Genomic DNA, 14228 nt, shown 5'->3' with positions numbered 1-14228 from the left:
CATGGCAGAACAGCTCGGTACTACGAGGGGAAAAGTCGCCCGGAGATCCGAACGGAGTGACGTGGTCGGTACTACCGGCGATGCCGGTCGCAGGTGGGATGACGATCGCGAGGCGGGCGATCCGCGCCACGTCTCAGGACGTAGGCGATGGCCATGAACACCACGCTCCCCGGCACCCAGATGAGCTGGTACCAGAAAAAGAATTTCATCCCGGCCAGCTGCGGCGCGTCATGGGAATACCAGGGCACCCATAGGAGTGCCACGATGGGCAGGGCCAGACAGATACCGGCCGCGAAACGTCGCGCCCGCCGTGTCGGCTTCACCATCGTTGTCCTCCGGAATGTTCCCGCGTTCTTGTTGCAAGGGTTGTCGACAGGTCCGGTCTGGTTTACACAGATTTCGGGGAGGTTTCGTGTCAACCGATTGTGCGGACTACGCAACCTAGGGGTACTGCCCGGCGTAGTGGACGGTGGCCGATGATCGATCCGATGAGTACGGCGACGTTCCTCGTCGTGCTCGGCAGCACCTCTCTGCTCGCGGTCGCCGCGCGCTGGTTCCGGCCTGCTCCCGAACTGCCCACCCTGGAGGACTGGGCGCTGGCGCACCGCCAGTTCGGCACCCCGACGACGTGGTTCCTGCTCGGCGGGACGATATACACGGCCTACACATTCGCCGCCGTACCGGGCCTGGTGTACGGCACGGGTGCGCTCGGGTTCTTCGCCCTGCAGTACACCGTGATCATGTGCCCGCTGGCGTTCGTGCTGCTGCCCCGGCTCTGGTCGGTGGCACGCCGGCACGGGTACATCACCCCCGCCGACTTCGTCCGGGGACACTACGGCTCCCCCACCCTCGCCCTGGTCGTCGCGGCGACCGGTGTGCTGGCGACCATGCCCTACATCGCGCTGCAGCTGGTGGGCATCCGTTCGATCCTGGCCGCCGTCGGCCTGTATCCGAGGGGGGTGCTCGGCGACCTCGCGCTGGTCGCCGTGTTCGCGGTCCTCGCCGTGTCGACCTACCGGCACGGGCTGCGCGCGCCGGCGATCATCTCGCTGATGAAGGGCGCGGCCGTCTTCTGCTCGATCCTGGCCGTCTCCTTCCTCGTCCTCGACCGGTTCGGCGGGCCCGGGCCGATGTTCGACAGCGCGGAGCGCGCGCTGTCCGGCGGGGAGACGACCCAGGCCACGTTGACGCTCGATCCGAGCCAGTTCCCCGTTTACGCCACCCTGGCTCTCGGCTCGGCCCTCGCCCTGCTGATGTACCCCCACGTGCTGACGGCCGCCTTCGCCGCGTCCGGCCCGGACACGCTGCGCCGCGCGGTGGTGGCGCTGCCCCTGTGGACGGCGGTGCTCGGGCTGTTCGCCATGCTCGGCGTCGCGGCGCTCGCGGCGGGCATCCAGGCCCCGTCCACCGGCGCGGAGACCGCCGTCCCCCTGCTCGTCAAGGACCTGATGCCCGCCGCCCTCACCGGTCTGGTCTTCGGCGCTCTCGTCGTGGGCGCGCTCGTACCGGCGGCGGTCATGTCGATCGCGGTGGCGACCTCGTTCGTCCGCAACATCTACGTCGAGTACTTCCATCCGACCGCCACGCCCAAGCACCAGACACGGATCGCCCAGATGGTCTCGCTCAGCACCAAGGTCGGGGCGGTCGTCTTCGTGTTCGGACTGCGCAACCAGGACGCCATCAATCTTCAGCTGCTGGGCGGCGTCTGGATCCTGCAGACCTTCCCCGCCGTGGCCCTCGGGGTGTTCACCCGCCGCCTGCATCCCCGAGCATTACTGGTCGGGTGGATGAGCGGCATGGCCGCGGGCACCCTCCTGGTGGTACACAGCGGATTCTCCTCGTTGGTGCCCTTGGGCGTGGGCGGCCAAGAGGTGCAGGCATACGCCGCGGTGGTCGCCATGACACTGAATCTCGCCGTCGTCGTGACGCTGACCCCGCTCTTCAACCGAGTGGGCAGATCACACGTTCCGAAACCGAGCTCTCCGGTCCCCATCCCCCCCGAAGCGGAGACGATCATATGACCGGAATCCGGCCACATGCACCATTAACGACGTTCGTCGAATCCGGCTCCGTATCGGTTGACATGCCGCCCCCGGCACGGATGGACGGGCCGTCCGCCGAGGGACCGCAGGCACCCGGCTCGCCGGACACGGGACGTGAGGCCGCCCTGACCCAGCTGTTCGAGACGCACTACACCGGTCTGCTCCGGCTGGCCGTGTTGCTCGGCGCCGACGACGCGGAGGACATCGTCGCCGAGGCGTTCTGTCAGCTGCACCGCCGCTGGAACCGGCTGCGCTCGGCCGAGGCCGCCCTGCCGTACCTGCGCTCGGTGGTCTGCAACCTGACCCGCATGAGACTTCGCCACCTGCAGGTCATCCGCAAGCACACGGATTGGACCACGGGCCTGGAACGGTCGGCTGAGAGCGTCGCCCTGCTCCACGACGATCAGAAGGCGCTCACCGAGGCCCTGCAGCGGCTCTCGACTCGGCAGCGAGAGGCCCTTGTCCTACGCTACTGGCTCGGTCTACGCGAAAGTGACATAGCCGAGGCCATGAGCATCTCCTGCGGTGCGGTCAAGGCGCACACCAGCCGGGGCATGGCCACTCTCACCAAGATCATGCAGGAGCGACGATGACGACCGGCCCCGCCAGCACCGAGGATCAGTTGCGTGAGGTTCTCGACAAACTCGCCAACGGCGTCCAGCCGGCCCCGGACGCCTACCGCCGGGTCCAGGGCGAATGGCGGCGGCGCGAGCGCAGACGCCGGATCATCCTGGCCATCCTCGTGGTGCTCGTCCTCACGATCGCCGACATCGTGGGGCTGTGGGCACTGAACCAGTACCAGGACCAGTCGCGCATCGCCCCCGGGGAGCCGGTCCCGGCCAGGTCGCACGCACCGCCTGCCGTCGACCTGCGATACCTCCCGGTGGGGTGATCGAGGCCAGGCCCGCACAGTCCCACGCTGCCCGAATCCGCGCGGGCAGAGCCTGATGTCCGGCACCGGGGTGCCCTCCACCACGTCTCAAGCTATCGGGCAAAGATCGCGATATCAGGCACCTAGCTGGGCGGCCTCGGCGCGGAGTCTGGCGCCCTTGGCGTGGGCCTGATCTTTAAGGGCGAGCTGGAACGCCTCCATTTTCGTCCGCAGTTCCTCGTCGGCGGTGGCGAGGATCCGTACGGCCAGCAGTCCCGCGTTGCGGGCGCCGCCGACGGCGACCGTCGCGACCGGGACCCCGGCGGGCATCTGGACTATCGAGAGCAGGGAGTCCATGCCGTCGAGGTACTTCAGCGGGACCGGGACACCGATCACCGGCAGGGGGGTCACCGAGGCGAGCATGCCCGGCAGGTGGGCGGCTCCCCCGGCGCCCGCGATGATCACCTTCAGCCCGCGCCCGGCTGCCTGCGCGCCGTAGGCGATCATCTCCTCGGGCATTCGGTGCGCGGAGACCACGTCGGCCTCGAACTCCACCCCGAACTCGGCCAGCGCCTCGGCGGCGAGTCTCATCACCGGCCAGTCGGAGTCGCTGCCCATGACGATGCCAACGGTGGTCATCTTCTCTCCCTGCCTCGCGGCCAGAAGGCCGCACGCGTTCTTGGTGGTGCCGTGGCCCGCCGCCGGTACGGTGGCTCAGGTGTATCTTCCCTCGGTGAGGTAGACGGCGGCGTGCCGGGCGCGCGCGCGGACCTCCTCCAGGTCGGTGCCGAGCGCGGTGACGTGGCCGATCTTGCGCCCCGGCCGCACTTCCTTGCCGTAGAAGTGAATCTTGATCCCCGGGTCGTGGGCCATCACGTGCTCGTACCGGGAGAAGATGTCGGAGTCGTCGCCACCCAGGAGGTTGGCCATCACCACAACGGGGGCGGCCGGCGCGGGCGAGCCGAGCGGGAGGTCGAGGACCGCGCGCAGGTGCTGCTCGTACTGGGAGGTGCGGGCCCCCTCGATCGTCCAGTGACCGCTGTTGTGCGGGCGCATGGCCAGCTCGTTGACCACCAGGCCCGAGGAGGTGGCGAACATCTCCACGGCCAGCAGCCCGGTCACGCCCAGTTCCTTGGCGATGTTCAGGGCGATCCGCTGGGCCACCGCGGCCTGCTCGGGATCGAGGCCGGGGGCGGGGGCGAGGACCTCGACGCAGATGCCGTCACGCTGGACGGTCTCCACCACCGGGTAGCTGACGCCCTGGCCGTGCGGCGACCTGGCGACCAGCACGGCGAGTTCCCGCTCGAACGGCACGAACCCCTCGGCCATCAGCGGCACCCCGGAGGCCAGGGGTTCGGCCGCATCGCCCGCGGAGCGGCAGATCCAGACGCCGCGCCCGTCGTACCCACCCCTGATCGCCTTGAGCACGACCGGCCAGCCGTTCTCCGCGGCGAACTCCTCGACGTCGGCGGCCGTCCCGACCCGCCGCCAGGGCGGGCACGGGGCGCCGATCTCGGTCAGCCGCTCGCGCATCACCGCCTTGTCCTGGGCGTGTACGAGCGCGTCGGCGCCGGGGTGCACGGCGAAGCCGTCCTCGACCAGGGCACGGATGTGCTCGGTGGGCACGTGCTCGTGATCGAAGGTGATCGCGTCGCACCCCTTGGCGAGGTCACGCAGGTCCGCCAGGGACCGGTAGTCGCCCAGGCGCACGTCGGCGATCACGCGGGCGGCGCTCTCGTCCGAGGAGTTGGCCAGGACCCGAAGCTCGACGCCGAGGGCGATGGCCGCCTGCTGGGTCATCCGGGCCAGCTGGCCCGCTCCGATCACGCCGACGACGGGTCCGATGGGACTGGCCAAGGAAGGGCTGCTCACGGGGGTTGAGTTTACCGTCACGCGATACGGGGACGGCCGCCGGATGACAGGAGGAGGGACCGGGAGCGGCTGGTGAGGGTTCCGCCTCGGGGACGGTGCCCCGCATGTCTCTCTGCGCGCCGCAACCGGTCATCGTCGACAGACCGAGGATCAGAGCGAGGAGTCGGCGGCGCAAGGGTTGATCCCCGGGGTAGTGGCCGACGCGTACGGCAGTCCGTCAGGACCGATCACGATTTTCCAGAAGCTTTCCGTGATCTACCGGATTAGCGTAACCTCGGACGCGCCGATTTAGTCGACGTTATGCGATATTTATTGAAATAGCGCCTGATAGCGGCTATGTGGACCACCGGAGCCACGTCGCGCGAATCGCGGCCGGGCACCGGTAACCTGGCTCGACAGTGTTCGAGGGCCTCCTCCGTGGCGGATCAGTGGCCGACCCCCGAAAGGACCGTGCAGGAAACGTGGAGTTTCTCCGACACGCCTACCGGCGGCTCGCCGAGCTGGCGCGAGAGCTGGCCAAGTTCGGCACGATCGGGGCGGTCGCCTTCGTGATCGACGCGGGCGGCACCAACCTGCTCCGGTTCGGCCTCGACTGGGGACCGCTCACCTCCAAGGTCATCGCCACGATCATCGCGGCCACCTTCGCCTACCTCGGCAACCGCTACTGGACGTTCAGGCACCGGGAGCAGAGCGGTCTGGCCCGCGAATACTTCCTGTTCTTCGTGCTCAACGCCATCGGCCTGCTGATCTCAGTGCTGGTGATCGGCTTCGTGACCTACACCCTGGACCTGCAGGACGCGCTGAGCTACAACATCGCCATGCTCACCGGCACCGCCCTCGGGACCCTGTTCAGATTCTGGTCGTACAAGAAGTGGGTCTTCCTGCCCGGTGCCGACGCGGACCTGCCGATGGCGTCGAAGAGCCAGGTCAACGGCCACGTGTACCTGCTGAACAAGAGCACGGAGGAGAACTCGCCACCGCCCCTGCCTCGCTAGGACCCGGAGGAGAATCTCGCCGCCGCCCCTGCCTCACCAGGACAGCCGCCCCTGCCTCACCAGGACACGGGAGAATCTCGCCGCCGCCTCTGCCCCGCCAGGACACGGCCCCGCCGGCACCGCGAGAGCACACTCAGGCAGGCCCCCGGACGACACGGTTCCTGCCCGTCTCGCCCACCTGGCGCAGGAAGAACGCGAACGCCGCGGGACGCGGCCGTACGAGCTCCAGGCGCCCTCCGTCGGCGGCGGCCAGCGCTCTCGCGAGGGGCAGGCCGAGACCCGTACCGCCGGCCCCGCTCACGTTGCGCTCGAAGACCCTCGGGGCGAGGTCGTCGGGTATACCCCTGCCCTGGTCCGCCACCTCGATCACGACGGACCTCTCCTTGGCGCTGGTGGTCACGATCACCGTGCCGCCGCCGTGCTCCAGCGAGTTCTCCAGCAGGGTGGAGATCACCTGGCTGATACCGCCGGCGGTGCCCAGCGCCTGGAGCTCACGCGTACCGGCCAGCCTCAGCTGCCGCCCGGCCCTGCGGAACGCCGGGCCCCACTCGATGAACTGCTGGTCGAGCAGTGCGTCGAGCCTGACGCTCTCGGCCTGCGCCTGACGCTGTCGCCTGGCGGTGGCCAGCAACTCGTCGATCACCGCGGTGAGCCGCTCGGCCTGCACGATGGCGGCCTCGCCCTCCTCCTTGACGATCCCCGGCTCGTCCGCGGCGGCGACGATCTCCTCAAGCCTCATGGTCAGACCGGTGAGCGGGGTGCGGAGCTGGTGGGAGGCGTCGGTCGCGAACTCCCGTTCCCTCGCCAGGAGGTCGGAGATGCGGGTCGCGCTACGGTCGAGCACCTCGGCCACCCGATCGAGCTCCTGGATGCCGTAGCGGTGCTTGCTCGGCCTCGCGTCACCGGAACCGAGCCGCTCAGCGATCATCGCAAGGTCGCTGAGCGGTAACGTCAGGCGGCGCGACTGCACGATGGCAAGCCCGACCGCGACCGCGAGAGCAGCCGCGGCGAGCCCCAGGATGAGAAAGAGCCATGCGTGGATCTCACGCTCCACCCCCGTCCTGTCCCGGCTGACCGCGACGTACACGCCGTTCTCCGACTGTGCGTCCGCGGTCATCTTCTGGCTCTCGGGGGGCTCGGTGCCCACCGTTATCACCTGGGGAGGTGTCCCCTTCGCGTAGATCTGAATGTAGAGATGGGAATACTTACGTTCCAGTTGCTGCTCGTCAATGGGCTGGTCCTGGATCCGGGCGTACTCGACCTCCCCCAGCAGGCTCTTGGCATGGGAGGCGAGCTGCTGGGTCGCCTCCTCCTCGATGAGCCTGTTGACCGCCACGGCGAGGGGGATGCCAAGCAGCAACACCCCGATGACCGCGACAAGGAGGGTTGAGGAGAGCAGGCGTCGGCGCATTTCCTACTCGCGCTCGAACCTGAAGCCGACCCCTCGAACCGTTGTGATGTATCGGGGCTTGGCGGCGTCGTCACCGAGTTTCCGGCGTAGCCACGATATGTGCATGTCCAGGGTCTTGGTCGAACCCCACCAGTTGGTGTCCCACACCTCGCGCATGATCTGCTCGCGAGTGACCACCTTTCCGGCGTCGCGGACCAGGACCCTCAGCAGGTCGAACTCCTTGGTGGTCAGATGCAGTTCCTTGTCGCCCATCCACGCCCGACGGGAGTCGGCGTCGATGCGCACGCCCTGGACCACGGGCGTCTCGGACGTGCCGCGCCGCAGCAGGGCGCGGACACGCGCCAGCAGCTCGGCGAGGCGGAACGGTTTGGTGACGTAGTCGTCGGCCCCGGCGTCGAGGCCCACCACGGTGTCGACCTCGTCGACACGGGCGGTGAGGATCAACACGGGAGTTCCGTGGCCTTCGGCGCGGATGCGCCTGGCCACCTCCAGGCCGTCCATCTCGGGCAGGCCCAGGTCGAGAACAATCAGGTCGATGCCACCCGACAGAGCCCGCTCCAGAGCCTGCGGGCCGTCAGGGCTCACCTCTACTTGATAACCCTCGCGGCGCAGAGCTCGCGCCAGTGGCTCGGAAATCGAGGTGTCATCCTCGGCGAGTAGTACACAGGTCATGTTGCGATCGTAGGACCTTAGAGGATCGTTTCCCGGGTACAGCGCGCGGTTTGACTCGTCGTTGACCTATCCATTGACCTGGGCAAACACTGATAAATCCCGGATAGTCATCCCGCAACGGCCGAGGGTTCCGGAGTAGGTCTCCCGCCTTGGAAGTCCCTCGAAAGCACAGGAGCCCCAAAGGATTGACCGGCAAAGCAGAACACGCCCTACCAGAGGGGATCTGGTGGGCGTGTTCTTCTTAATTCACCTCAAGACGCCGAGGGCGGCTCGGCGTAGCGGGCGAGGTAGAGCTGCTCCCCGAGACTGTCCATGAGACCCAGCTCGGTCTCCAGGTAGTCGATGTGGTGCTCCTCGTCCTCAAGGATCTCCTCGAAGATGCGGGCCGAGGTGACGTCGCCCTTCTCGCGCATCAGGATGATGGCCGGCCTCAGGCGGGTGACCACCTCAAGCTCGATGTCCAGGTCGGCGCGGAGCTGCTCCGCGACGGTCTGGCCGATATGCAGGATGCCCAGCTTCTGGTAGTTGGGCAGTCCTTCGAGGAAGAGAATTCGGTCGGTGAGCTTCTCCGCGTGTCGCATCTCGTCCATGGACTCTTCGCGGGTGTACTTCGCCAGCCTGGTGTATCCCCAGTTCTCCTGCATCTTGGCGTGCAGGAAGTACTGGTTGATCGCGGTCAGTTCCGCGGTCAGCTGCTCGTTGAGCAGCTCGATGATTTTCTTGTCGCCCTGCATGGCGGGCTCCTCGTGCTATGCGGTCGGCATCAAGTCTTCAGACCGCTTCAGGATCGCACAGATCTTGCGCACGCAAGAAGCACAGTCGCCACCGGCACCCGTAGCGTCGCGAATCTGGCGCGCGCTCTTCGCCCCTGCCGAGATGCAGTCGTGCACCTCGTTCTCGGTGACCGCGCGGCAGACGCATACATACACGGGGGTGCGACCTTTCAGCAGCATAGCATAGGTTAGGCACACCTAAAGTACCTCATTTGGTTAGGCTTGCCTATGTGAAGTACGGCACACAGCCCCAACCTCATCGTCATCGCTACGAAGCACCCATTTCACACGGCTCCGAACACGCGAACGCGCCCCGGCGCGGGCCGGGGCGCGTCGCGGCGGACGTGCCGGTCAGTGTCCCCTGGCCAGCCACTCCTCCAGGTGCCCTGCCTCCTCGCCGATGGAGGTGGAGTCGCCGTGGCCGGTGTACACCGTCGTCTCCGGCGGCAGGGTCAGCAATCTCCCCTTGATCGACTCGATGATCGTGTCGAAGGAGGAGAAGGACCTTCCCGTCGCGCCGGGACCGCCGTGGAAGAGGGTGTCGCCGCTGAAGAGGGCGCCGATCTCCGCCCCGTACAGGCAGACCGCGCCCGGAGCGTGACCCGGCGTATGCAGCACGGTCAGATCGACGCCTCCGGCCGAGATCATCTGACCGTCCTTCAGCGGGGTGTACGGCAGGTCGGCGTAGACCATCTCCCACAGCACCCGGTCTGCCGGGTGGAGCAGGATCGGCGCGCCCACCCGCGCGGCGAGGTCTGCCGCCGCGTCGATGTGGTCGTTGTGCGCGTGGGTGCAGACGATGGCCTTCACCTCTCGGTCACCGACCCGCTCGGCGATCGCGGCGGCGTCGTGCGCGGCGTCGATGATGACCACCTCGCTGTCCGAGCCGACGATCCAGACGTTGTTGTCGACGTCCCACGTCCCGCCGTCCAGCGAGAAGGTGCCGGAGGTGACCACCTTGTCGATCACAGGATCACCACCGAGCGCAGCACCTCACCGCGGTGCATCTTCGTGAAGGCCTCCTCGACGTCGCCGAGGCCGATCGTCTCGGAGACGAAGCGGTCGAGGTCGAGCCGCCCCTGCAGGTAGAGGTCGATGAGCATGGGGAAGTCGCGGCTGGGCAGGCAGTCGCCGTACCAGGAGGACTTCAGCGCGCCGCCGCGGCCGAAGACGTCGAGCAGCGGCAGCTCCAGCGTCATCTCCGGGGTGGGCACCCCGACCAGGACCACGGTCCCGGCCAGGTCACGGGCGTAGAAGGCCTGCTTGTAGGTCTCCGGGCGACCAACCGCCTCGATGACCACGTCCGCGCCGTTGCCTCCGGTGAGCTCCCTGACCGTCTCGACCACGTCCGAAGTGCGGGAGTTGACCGTGTGGGTGGCGCCGAACTCCTTGGCCCAGCCGAGCTTGCGGTCGTCCACGTCCACCGCGATGATCTTCGAGGCGCCCGCCAGCCTGGCGCCGAGGATGGCCGCGTCGCCGACGCCGCCGCACCCGATGACCGCCACGCTGTCGCCGCGGGTCACGCCGCCGGTGTTGATGGCGGCGCCCAGGCCCGCCATCACGCCACAGCCGAGCAGCCCGGCCACCTGCGCCGGCGCCGACGGGTCGACCTTGGTGCACTGCCCGGCCGCGACCAGGGTCTTCTCGATGAAGGCGCCGACGCCCAGGGCGGGGCTGAGCGGTGTGCCGTCCTCCAGGGTCATCTTCTGGGTGGCGTTGTGCGTGTTGAAGCAGTACCAGGGACGGCCGCGCCGGCAGGCCCGGCAGTTACCGCAGACGGCCCGCCAGTTCAGGATCACGAAGTCACCGGGCGCCACCTCCGTGACCCCCTCACCGACGGCCTCGACCACTCCGGCGGCCTCGTGGCCGAGCAGGAACGGGAAGTCGTCGTTGATGCCGCCCTCGCGGTAGTGCAGGTCCGTGTGACAGACACCACAGGCCTGTACCGTCACCACGGCCTCGCCCGGCCCCGGATCGGGCACGATGACGGTCTCCAGCGAGACGGGCTCGCCCTTGCCACGCGCGACCACGCCTTGGACGGTGTACGGCATGTCCTGCACCTCATCTGTTGTGAAACTCTCCGAGCCCCCAGGGCTCGGCTTACTGGTTGAACGGCCTTGGAGAGGCCCCCGCCTCAATCATTACCAGCCCGGCGCAGCACGTACGGCTGCACCACCCCCAGACCGCGGGCCGGCCGCCGCCGGATGCGGCCGACCTCGACGCCCGGCGCGCCCTCCAGCGCCTCGGCCAGCTCGCTGTCGACGACGATGGTGCCGGGGCGGGCGATGGCCGTAAGCCTGGCCGCCAGGTTGACCGTGGTCCCGAAGACGTCGCCCATGATCGGCAGCACCGGGCCGTACGCCAGCCCGATCCGCACGTCGGGCCCGTACCGGCGGATGGCGCTGACCAGGTCCAGGGCGATCAGGGCGGCGGCCCGCGGGTCGGCCGCCGTGAAGAGCACCTCGTCGCCGAGCGTCTTGACCAGCCGTCCCCCGTGCCCGGCGACCACGTCGGAGGCTCGCGTCTCGAAGCCCTCGACGAGCTCGGCCAGGCCCCGCTCGTCCAGCTCACGGGAGACCCGGGTGAAGGAGACCAGGTCGGCGAAGCCCACCGTGAGGGTGAGCCGGGTCGGCACGATCTCGTCGGTGATGTCGGCGATCGTCAGCAGGCGGGTTCCCGCGGCCGCGAGCTGGGCGCGCCAGACGTGGATCAGGACCCGTTCGAAGCCGGGGAGCAGCCGGCGCGAGGTCTCCATGACCCCCGCCAGATCCTCGTCCGTGGGCCGGCGGCCGGGGTCGAGCAGGGCGCTGACTATGATCTCGGCCTGCCAATGCGCGAGCCTGGCCGTTGTCTGGCCGAGTGCCCTGGCCATCTTGATGACGGTCCGGTCGTCCAGCAGACCGCTCTCCATCATCGTCCGGACCTGTTCGAGCGCCGCCACGTCCGCGTCGGTGAAGGCCACGGCGTCGTCGGAAAGCGTGGCGAACCCCAGTGCACGCCAGATCCGCTCGGTGAGCTCCTGCGGGAGCCGGGCGAGGCTCGCCACCTGGATCCGGGTGTAGCGGGGAGAGGTGCCGACGAACAGGTGCTCGATCTGTTCGGCCGTGGGGCGTCCGGTGAAGACTTCCTCTCCGCCCACGCCTTCCCCCTGGCCCAGAGGGTCATGCCCCACCGGTCACCGCCCGCCGTGTTCCGAGGGCTCCCCGTCGATCGCGTCGTCGAGCGCGCGGAACACCTCAGCCCGCACCTCCTGGATCCGCGGGATGTCCCGCAGCGTGATCCGGCCGTGGTCGCCCGCCGACTCGACGACGAGCGTGCCGCAGCCGAGCATCCTCTCCATGAGGGTCTGGTCGGCGCTGACCGTGTTGACCTTGGCCATCGGGATGTCGTCTATGGACTTGTTCAGCACCCCCGTACTGATGGTGAACCGGTGCGTGGTGAGCACGTACGAGGTGTTCTTCCACCTGAGGTACGGCACGAACGACCAGACGGTCAGCAGACCGACGGCGAGCACGGCCACCGCGATACGCGCGTAGGAGTCGTAGGCGAAGGCGGGCATGAAGAAAATGGCGGCACCGGACCCCGCGATGATCAGGATCATCGCGAGGAACGGGCCGATCAGGCGCTTCCAGTGCGGGTGGAACGACCGGATTCGCCGCTCCCCCTCCGTCATGTGGTGATCGGGTAGACCCATGTGGCAAATCGTGACACGCCTTCGTGCCCCACGTCATGAGCTGTGCGGACGAACATGCACGACGTCTCCCGCGCTGAGCGCGTGCTGCTGTCCCTTGGAGCTGACCAGCAGGTGGCCGGCGCCGTCGATACCGGTGGCCGTGCCGGTGAGCACCCGCTCGCCGGGCAGCTCCACCCGGACCTCCTGTCCGACCGTGGCGCTGATCGCGAGGTAGGCGGCCCGCAGGCCACACGCCTCGGCGTCGCCGTCCGCCTCCGACCACTCCCGGTAGTGGAGCTCGATCTCCCGAAGCGCCGCCCGCAGGATCGGGTCGCGGTCGACGCAGGCGGCCTTCTCGATGGCCAGGGAGGTGGCGGTCTCCACCGGCAGCTCCTCGGCTCGCACGCTCACGTTGAGCCCGACGCCCACGATCACCGCGTTGTCGATCCGCTCGGCGAGCACCCCGGCGAGCTTGCGCCCGCCGACCAGCAGGTCGTTGGGCCACTTGAGCCGGACGTCGACCTCCGCGACCTTCCGCACGGCCGACGCGACCGCGAGGGCGACGAGCAGGGACAGCCAGCTCTGCCTGGCCGGGGGCGGGTCGGGACGCAGGAGCACGGAGAAGGTCAGGCCGGAGCGCGGCGGCACGCTCCAGACCCTGCCGAGCCTGCCACGCCCGGCGAACTGGGCCTCTGCGACGACGACGGCTCCCTGCCGCGCACCGTCGCGGACGGCCTGCGCGAGATCGGCGTTGGTCGATCCGGTCCTGGCGACGACGGCGATGTCGGACCAGAGGCCACCGGGACGGACCAGCGCACGGGTGAGCGCCGCCTGTGAGAGCGGCGGGCGGTCGAGATCAGTGAAGGGCGAGTCGAGCACTTAGCCATCTTGCCTCCCTTAACGACCCCCTGTTACCGAATTAGGGCAATGACCAGGGAATACTATTAACGAAGTCTGGGTGCGCAGGCGAAGCCCGGCTTTCCAACCGGGGAGGAAACCGTTTGGAATGTGGCGAAAAGGAAGATACCCGCATGAGCAGACACCTTGCCCCGCGAGACGGTACCGAGGTGGAGGCCGTGCACAGACCCGGGCCCACCACGCGGGCGCGGATCGGGCAGATGCGCTCGGGGACGCTCCACGAGCGCAGGGACGACCTGGCCACCGAGGAGCCACTGGAGATCCGGATCCAGGCGGGCGAGGAGCGCCGCACCGTCGCGATCACCATGCGCACCCCGGGGCACGACTTCGAACTGGCCGCCGGATTCCTGTACGGCGAGGGCGTCGTGGCCCCCGCCGACGTGGCCTCCATCGCCTACTGCACGGACGACGACGTCTCCCCCGAGGCTCGCTACAACACGGTGACCGTGCGGCTGCGCGGCGGCACCCTGCCTGATCTGCCCTCGCTCGACCGGCATTTCATGACGTCGAGCGCGTGCGGCGTCTGCGGCACCGCCAGCCTCGACGCCCTGCGTGGCCGCTGCTCGCCGCTGCCCGCCGCCGATGACCTGCTGCGCGTCTCCCCCGAGGTCCTGTACGGCCTTCCTGACCGGCTGAGGCGCGCTCAGGGGGTCTTCGGCAAGACCGGGGGGCTGCACGCGGCCGGGCTGTTCACCGCCGGGGGCGAGCCGCTCGCGGTCCGTGAGGACGTGGGGCGGCACAACGCGGTGGACAAGCTGATCGGCTGGGCCATGATGACCGGGAGGCTGCCGCTGGGCGGGCACCTGCTCATGGTCAGCGGGCGGACCAGCTACGAGATCATGCAGAAGGCCCTCACCGCGGGCCTGCCGGTCGTCTGCGCGGTCTCCGCGCCCTCCTCCCTGGCCGTCGACCTGGCCGGTGAGTTCGGGATGACGCTGGTCGGCTTCCTGCGCGAGGAGCGCTTCAACGTCTACGCGGGGGCGCACCGCATCGGCCCGTGA

General features: G+C 68.7%; 17 protein-coding genes. 5 read left to right on the top strand and 12 right to left on the bottom strand.

What is annotated here, in order from left to right:
- Positions 1-71: 71 nt before the first annotated feature.
- Positions 72-326: a DUF3311 domain-containing protein gene (locus OG884_RS22930; RefSeq protein WP_326635999.1), complete on the bottom strand. Its 255-nt coding sequence runs from the start codon at positions 324-326 to the stop codon at positions 72-74.
- A gap of 162 nt (positions 327-488) precedes the next feature.
- On the opposite strand from OG884_RS22930, the gene OG884_RS22925 reads away from it, so the two are divergent.
- The 3 genes from OG884_RS22925 to OG884_RS22915 all read left to right on the top strand — a co-directional run bounded on the left by OG884_RS22925 (position 489) and on the right by OG884_RS22915 (position 2934).
- Entirely contained in the window at positions 489-2021 is a 1533-nt protein-coding gene (locus tag OG884_RS22925; RefSeq protein ID WP_326635996.1) for a sodium:solute symporter family protein, read from the top strand.
- A gap of 62 nt (positions 2022-2083) precedes the next feature.
- Positions 2084-2635, top strand: a complete 552-nt coding sequence (locus tag OG884_RS22920; RefSeq protein ID WP_326635994.1) for a SigE family RNA polymerase sigma factor — start codon at positions 2084-2086, stop codon at positions 2633-2635.
- Complete coding sequence (locus OG884_RS22915; RefSeq protein WP_326635992.1) at positions 2632-2934, top strand: hypothetical protein; 303 nt, start codon at positions 2632-2634, stop codon at positions 2932-2934. Before OG884_RS22920 ends, OG884_RS22915 begins: the two co-directional genes overlap by 4 nt.
- Positions 2935-3048: 114 nt before the next feature.
- Here the strand turns inward: OG884_RS22915 and purE are convergent, their stop codons facing one another.
- Positions 3049-3552 (bottom strand): 5-(carboxyamino)imidazole ribonucleotide mutase, encoded by a 504-nt coding sequence (purE, locus tag OG884_RS22910; RefSeq protein ID WP_326635990.1) that lies wholly within the window; start codon positions 3550-3552, stop codon positions 3049-3051.
- Between the two features lie 75 nt (positions 3553-3627).
- Positions 3628-4785, bottom strand: coding sequence for a 5-(carboxyamino)imidazole ribonucleotide synthase (locus tag OG884_RS22905; protein ID WP_326635988.1), 1158 nt, complete (start codon positions 4783-4785; stop codon positions 3628-3630).
- A gap of 461 nt (positions 4786-5246) precedes the next feature.
- On the opposite strand from OG884_RS22905, the gene OG884_RS22900 reads away from it, so the two are divergent.
- Complete coding sequence (locus OG884_RS22900; protein ID WP_326635986.1) at positions 5247-5780, top strand: GtrA family protein; 534 nt, start codon at positions 5247-5249, stop codon at positions 5778-5780.
- Positions 5781-5913: 133 nt separating this feature from the next.
- Here OG884_RS22900 and OG884_RS22895 read toward each other — a convergent pair whose 3' ends face one another.
- The 9 genes from OG884_RS22895 to OG884_RS22855 all read right to left on the bottom strand — a co-directional run bounded on the left by OG884_RS22895 (position 5914) and on the right by OG884_RS22855 (position 13188).
- Positions 5914-7191, bottom strand: coding sequence for an ATP-binding protein (locus OG884_RS22895; RefSeq protein ID WP_326635984.1), 1278 nt, complete (start codon positions 7189-7191; stop codon positions 5914-5916).
- Between the two features lie 3 nt (positions 7192-7194).
- Entirely contained in the window at positions 7195-7863 is a 669-nt protein-coding gene (locus OG884_RS22890) for a response regulator transcription factor (protein WP_012888073.1), read from the bottom strand.
- Between the two features lie 251 nt (positions 7864-8114).
- Entirely contained in the window at positions 8115-8597 is a 483-nt protein-coding gene (bfr, locus tag OG884_RS22885; protein WP_326635967.1) for a bacterioferritin, read from the bottom strand.
- Between the two features lie 15 nt (positions 8598-8612).
- Positions 8613-8816 carry a (2Fe-2S)-binding protein gene (locus OG884_RS22880; RefSeq protein ID WP_326635965.1) on the bottom strand — a complete coding sequence of 68 codons (204 nt, stop codon included), beginning with the start codon at positions 8814-8816 and terminating at the stop codon, positions 8613-8615.
- A 171-nt stretch (positions 8817-8987) separates the two neighbouring features.
- Positions 8988-9605, bottom strand: a complete 618-nt coding sequence (locus OG884_RS22875) for an MBL fold metallo-hydrolase (protein ID WP_326635964.1) — start codon at positions 9603-9605, stop codon at positions 8988-8990.
- Entirely contained in the window at positions 9602-10687 is a 1086-nt protein-coding gene (locus tag OG884_RS22870) for an S-(hydroxymethyl)mycothiol dehydrogenase (protein WP_326635963.1), read from the bottom strand. The genes OG884_RS22875 and OG884_RS22870 overlap by 4 nt, the downstream gene beginning before the upstream one ends.
- Before the next feature lie 83 nt (positions 10688-10770).
- Positions 10771-11775, bottom strand: a complete 1005-nt coding sequence (locus tag OG884_RS22865) for an adenylate/guanylate cyclase domain-containing protein (protein ID WP_326635961.1) — start codon at positions 11773-11775, stop codon at positions 10771-10773.
- 36 nt (positions 11776-11811) lie between these two features.
- Positions 11812-12330 (bottom strand): PH domain-containing protein, encoded by a 519-nt coding sequence (locus OG884_RS22860; protein ID WP_326635959.1) that lies wholly within the window; start codon positions 12328-12330, stop codon positions 11812-11814.
- A gap of 33 nt (positions 12331-12363) precedes the next feature.
- On the bottom strand, positions 12364-13188 hold the full coding sequence (locus tag OG884_RS22855) for a biotin--[acetyl-CoA-carboxylase] ligase (RefSeq protein WP_326635958.1): 825 nt from the start codon (positions 13186-13188) through the stop codon (positions 12364-12366).
- 152 nt (positions 13189-13340) lie between these two features.
- On the opposite strand from OG884_RS22855, the gene fdhD reads away from it, so the two are divergent.
- Positions 13341-14228, top strand: coding sequence for a formate dehydrogenase accessory sulfurtransferase FdhD (gene fdhD, locus OG884_RS22850; protein ID WP_326635957.1), 888 nt, complete (start codon positions 13341-13343; stop codon positions 14226-14228).

This window comes from Streptosporangium sp. NBC_01755, assembly GCF_035917995.1.
In the GTDB taxonomy this organism is placed as follows: Bacteria; Actinomycetota; Actinomycetes; order Streptosporangiales; family Streptosporangiaceae; genus Streptosporangium.
The sequence above is the reverse complement of the archived record's forward strand: the minus strand, read 5'-3'. Positions and strand labels throughout refer to the sequence as shown.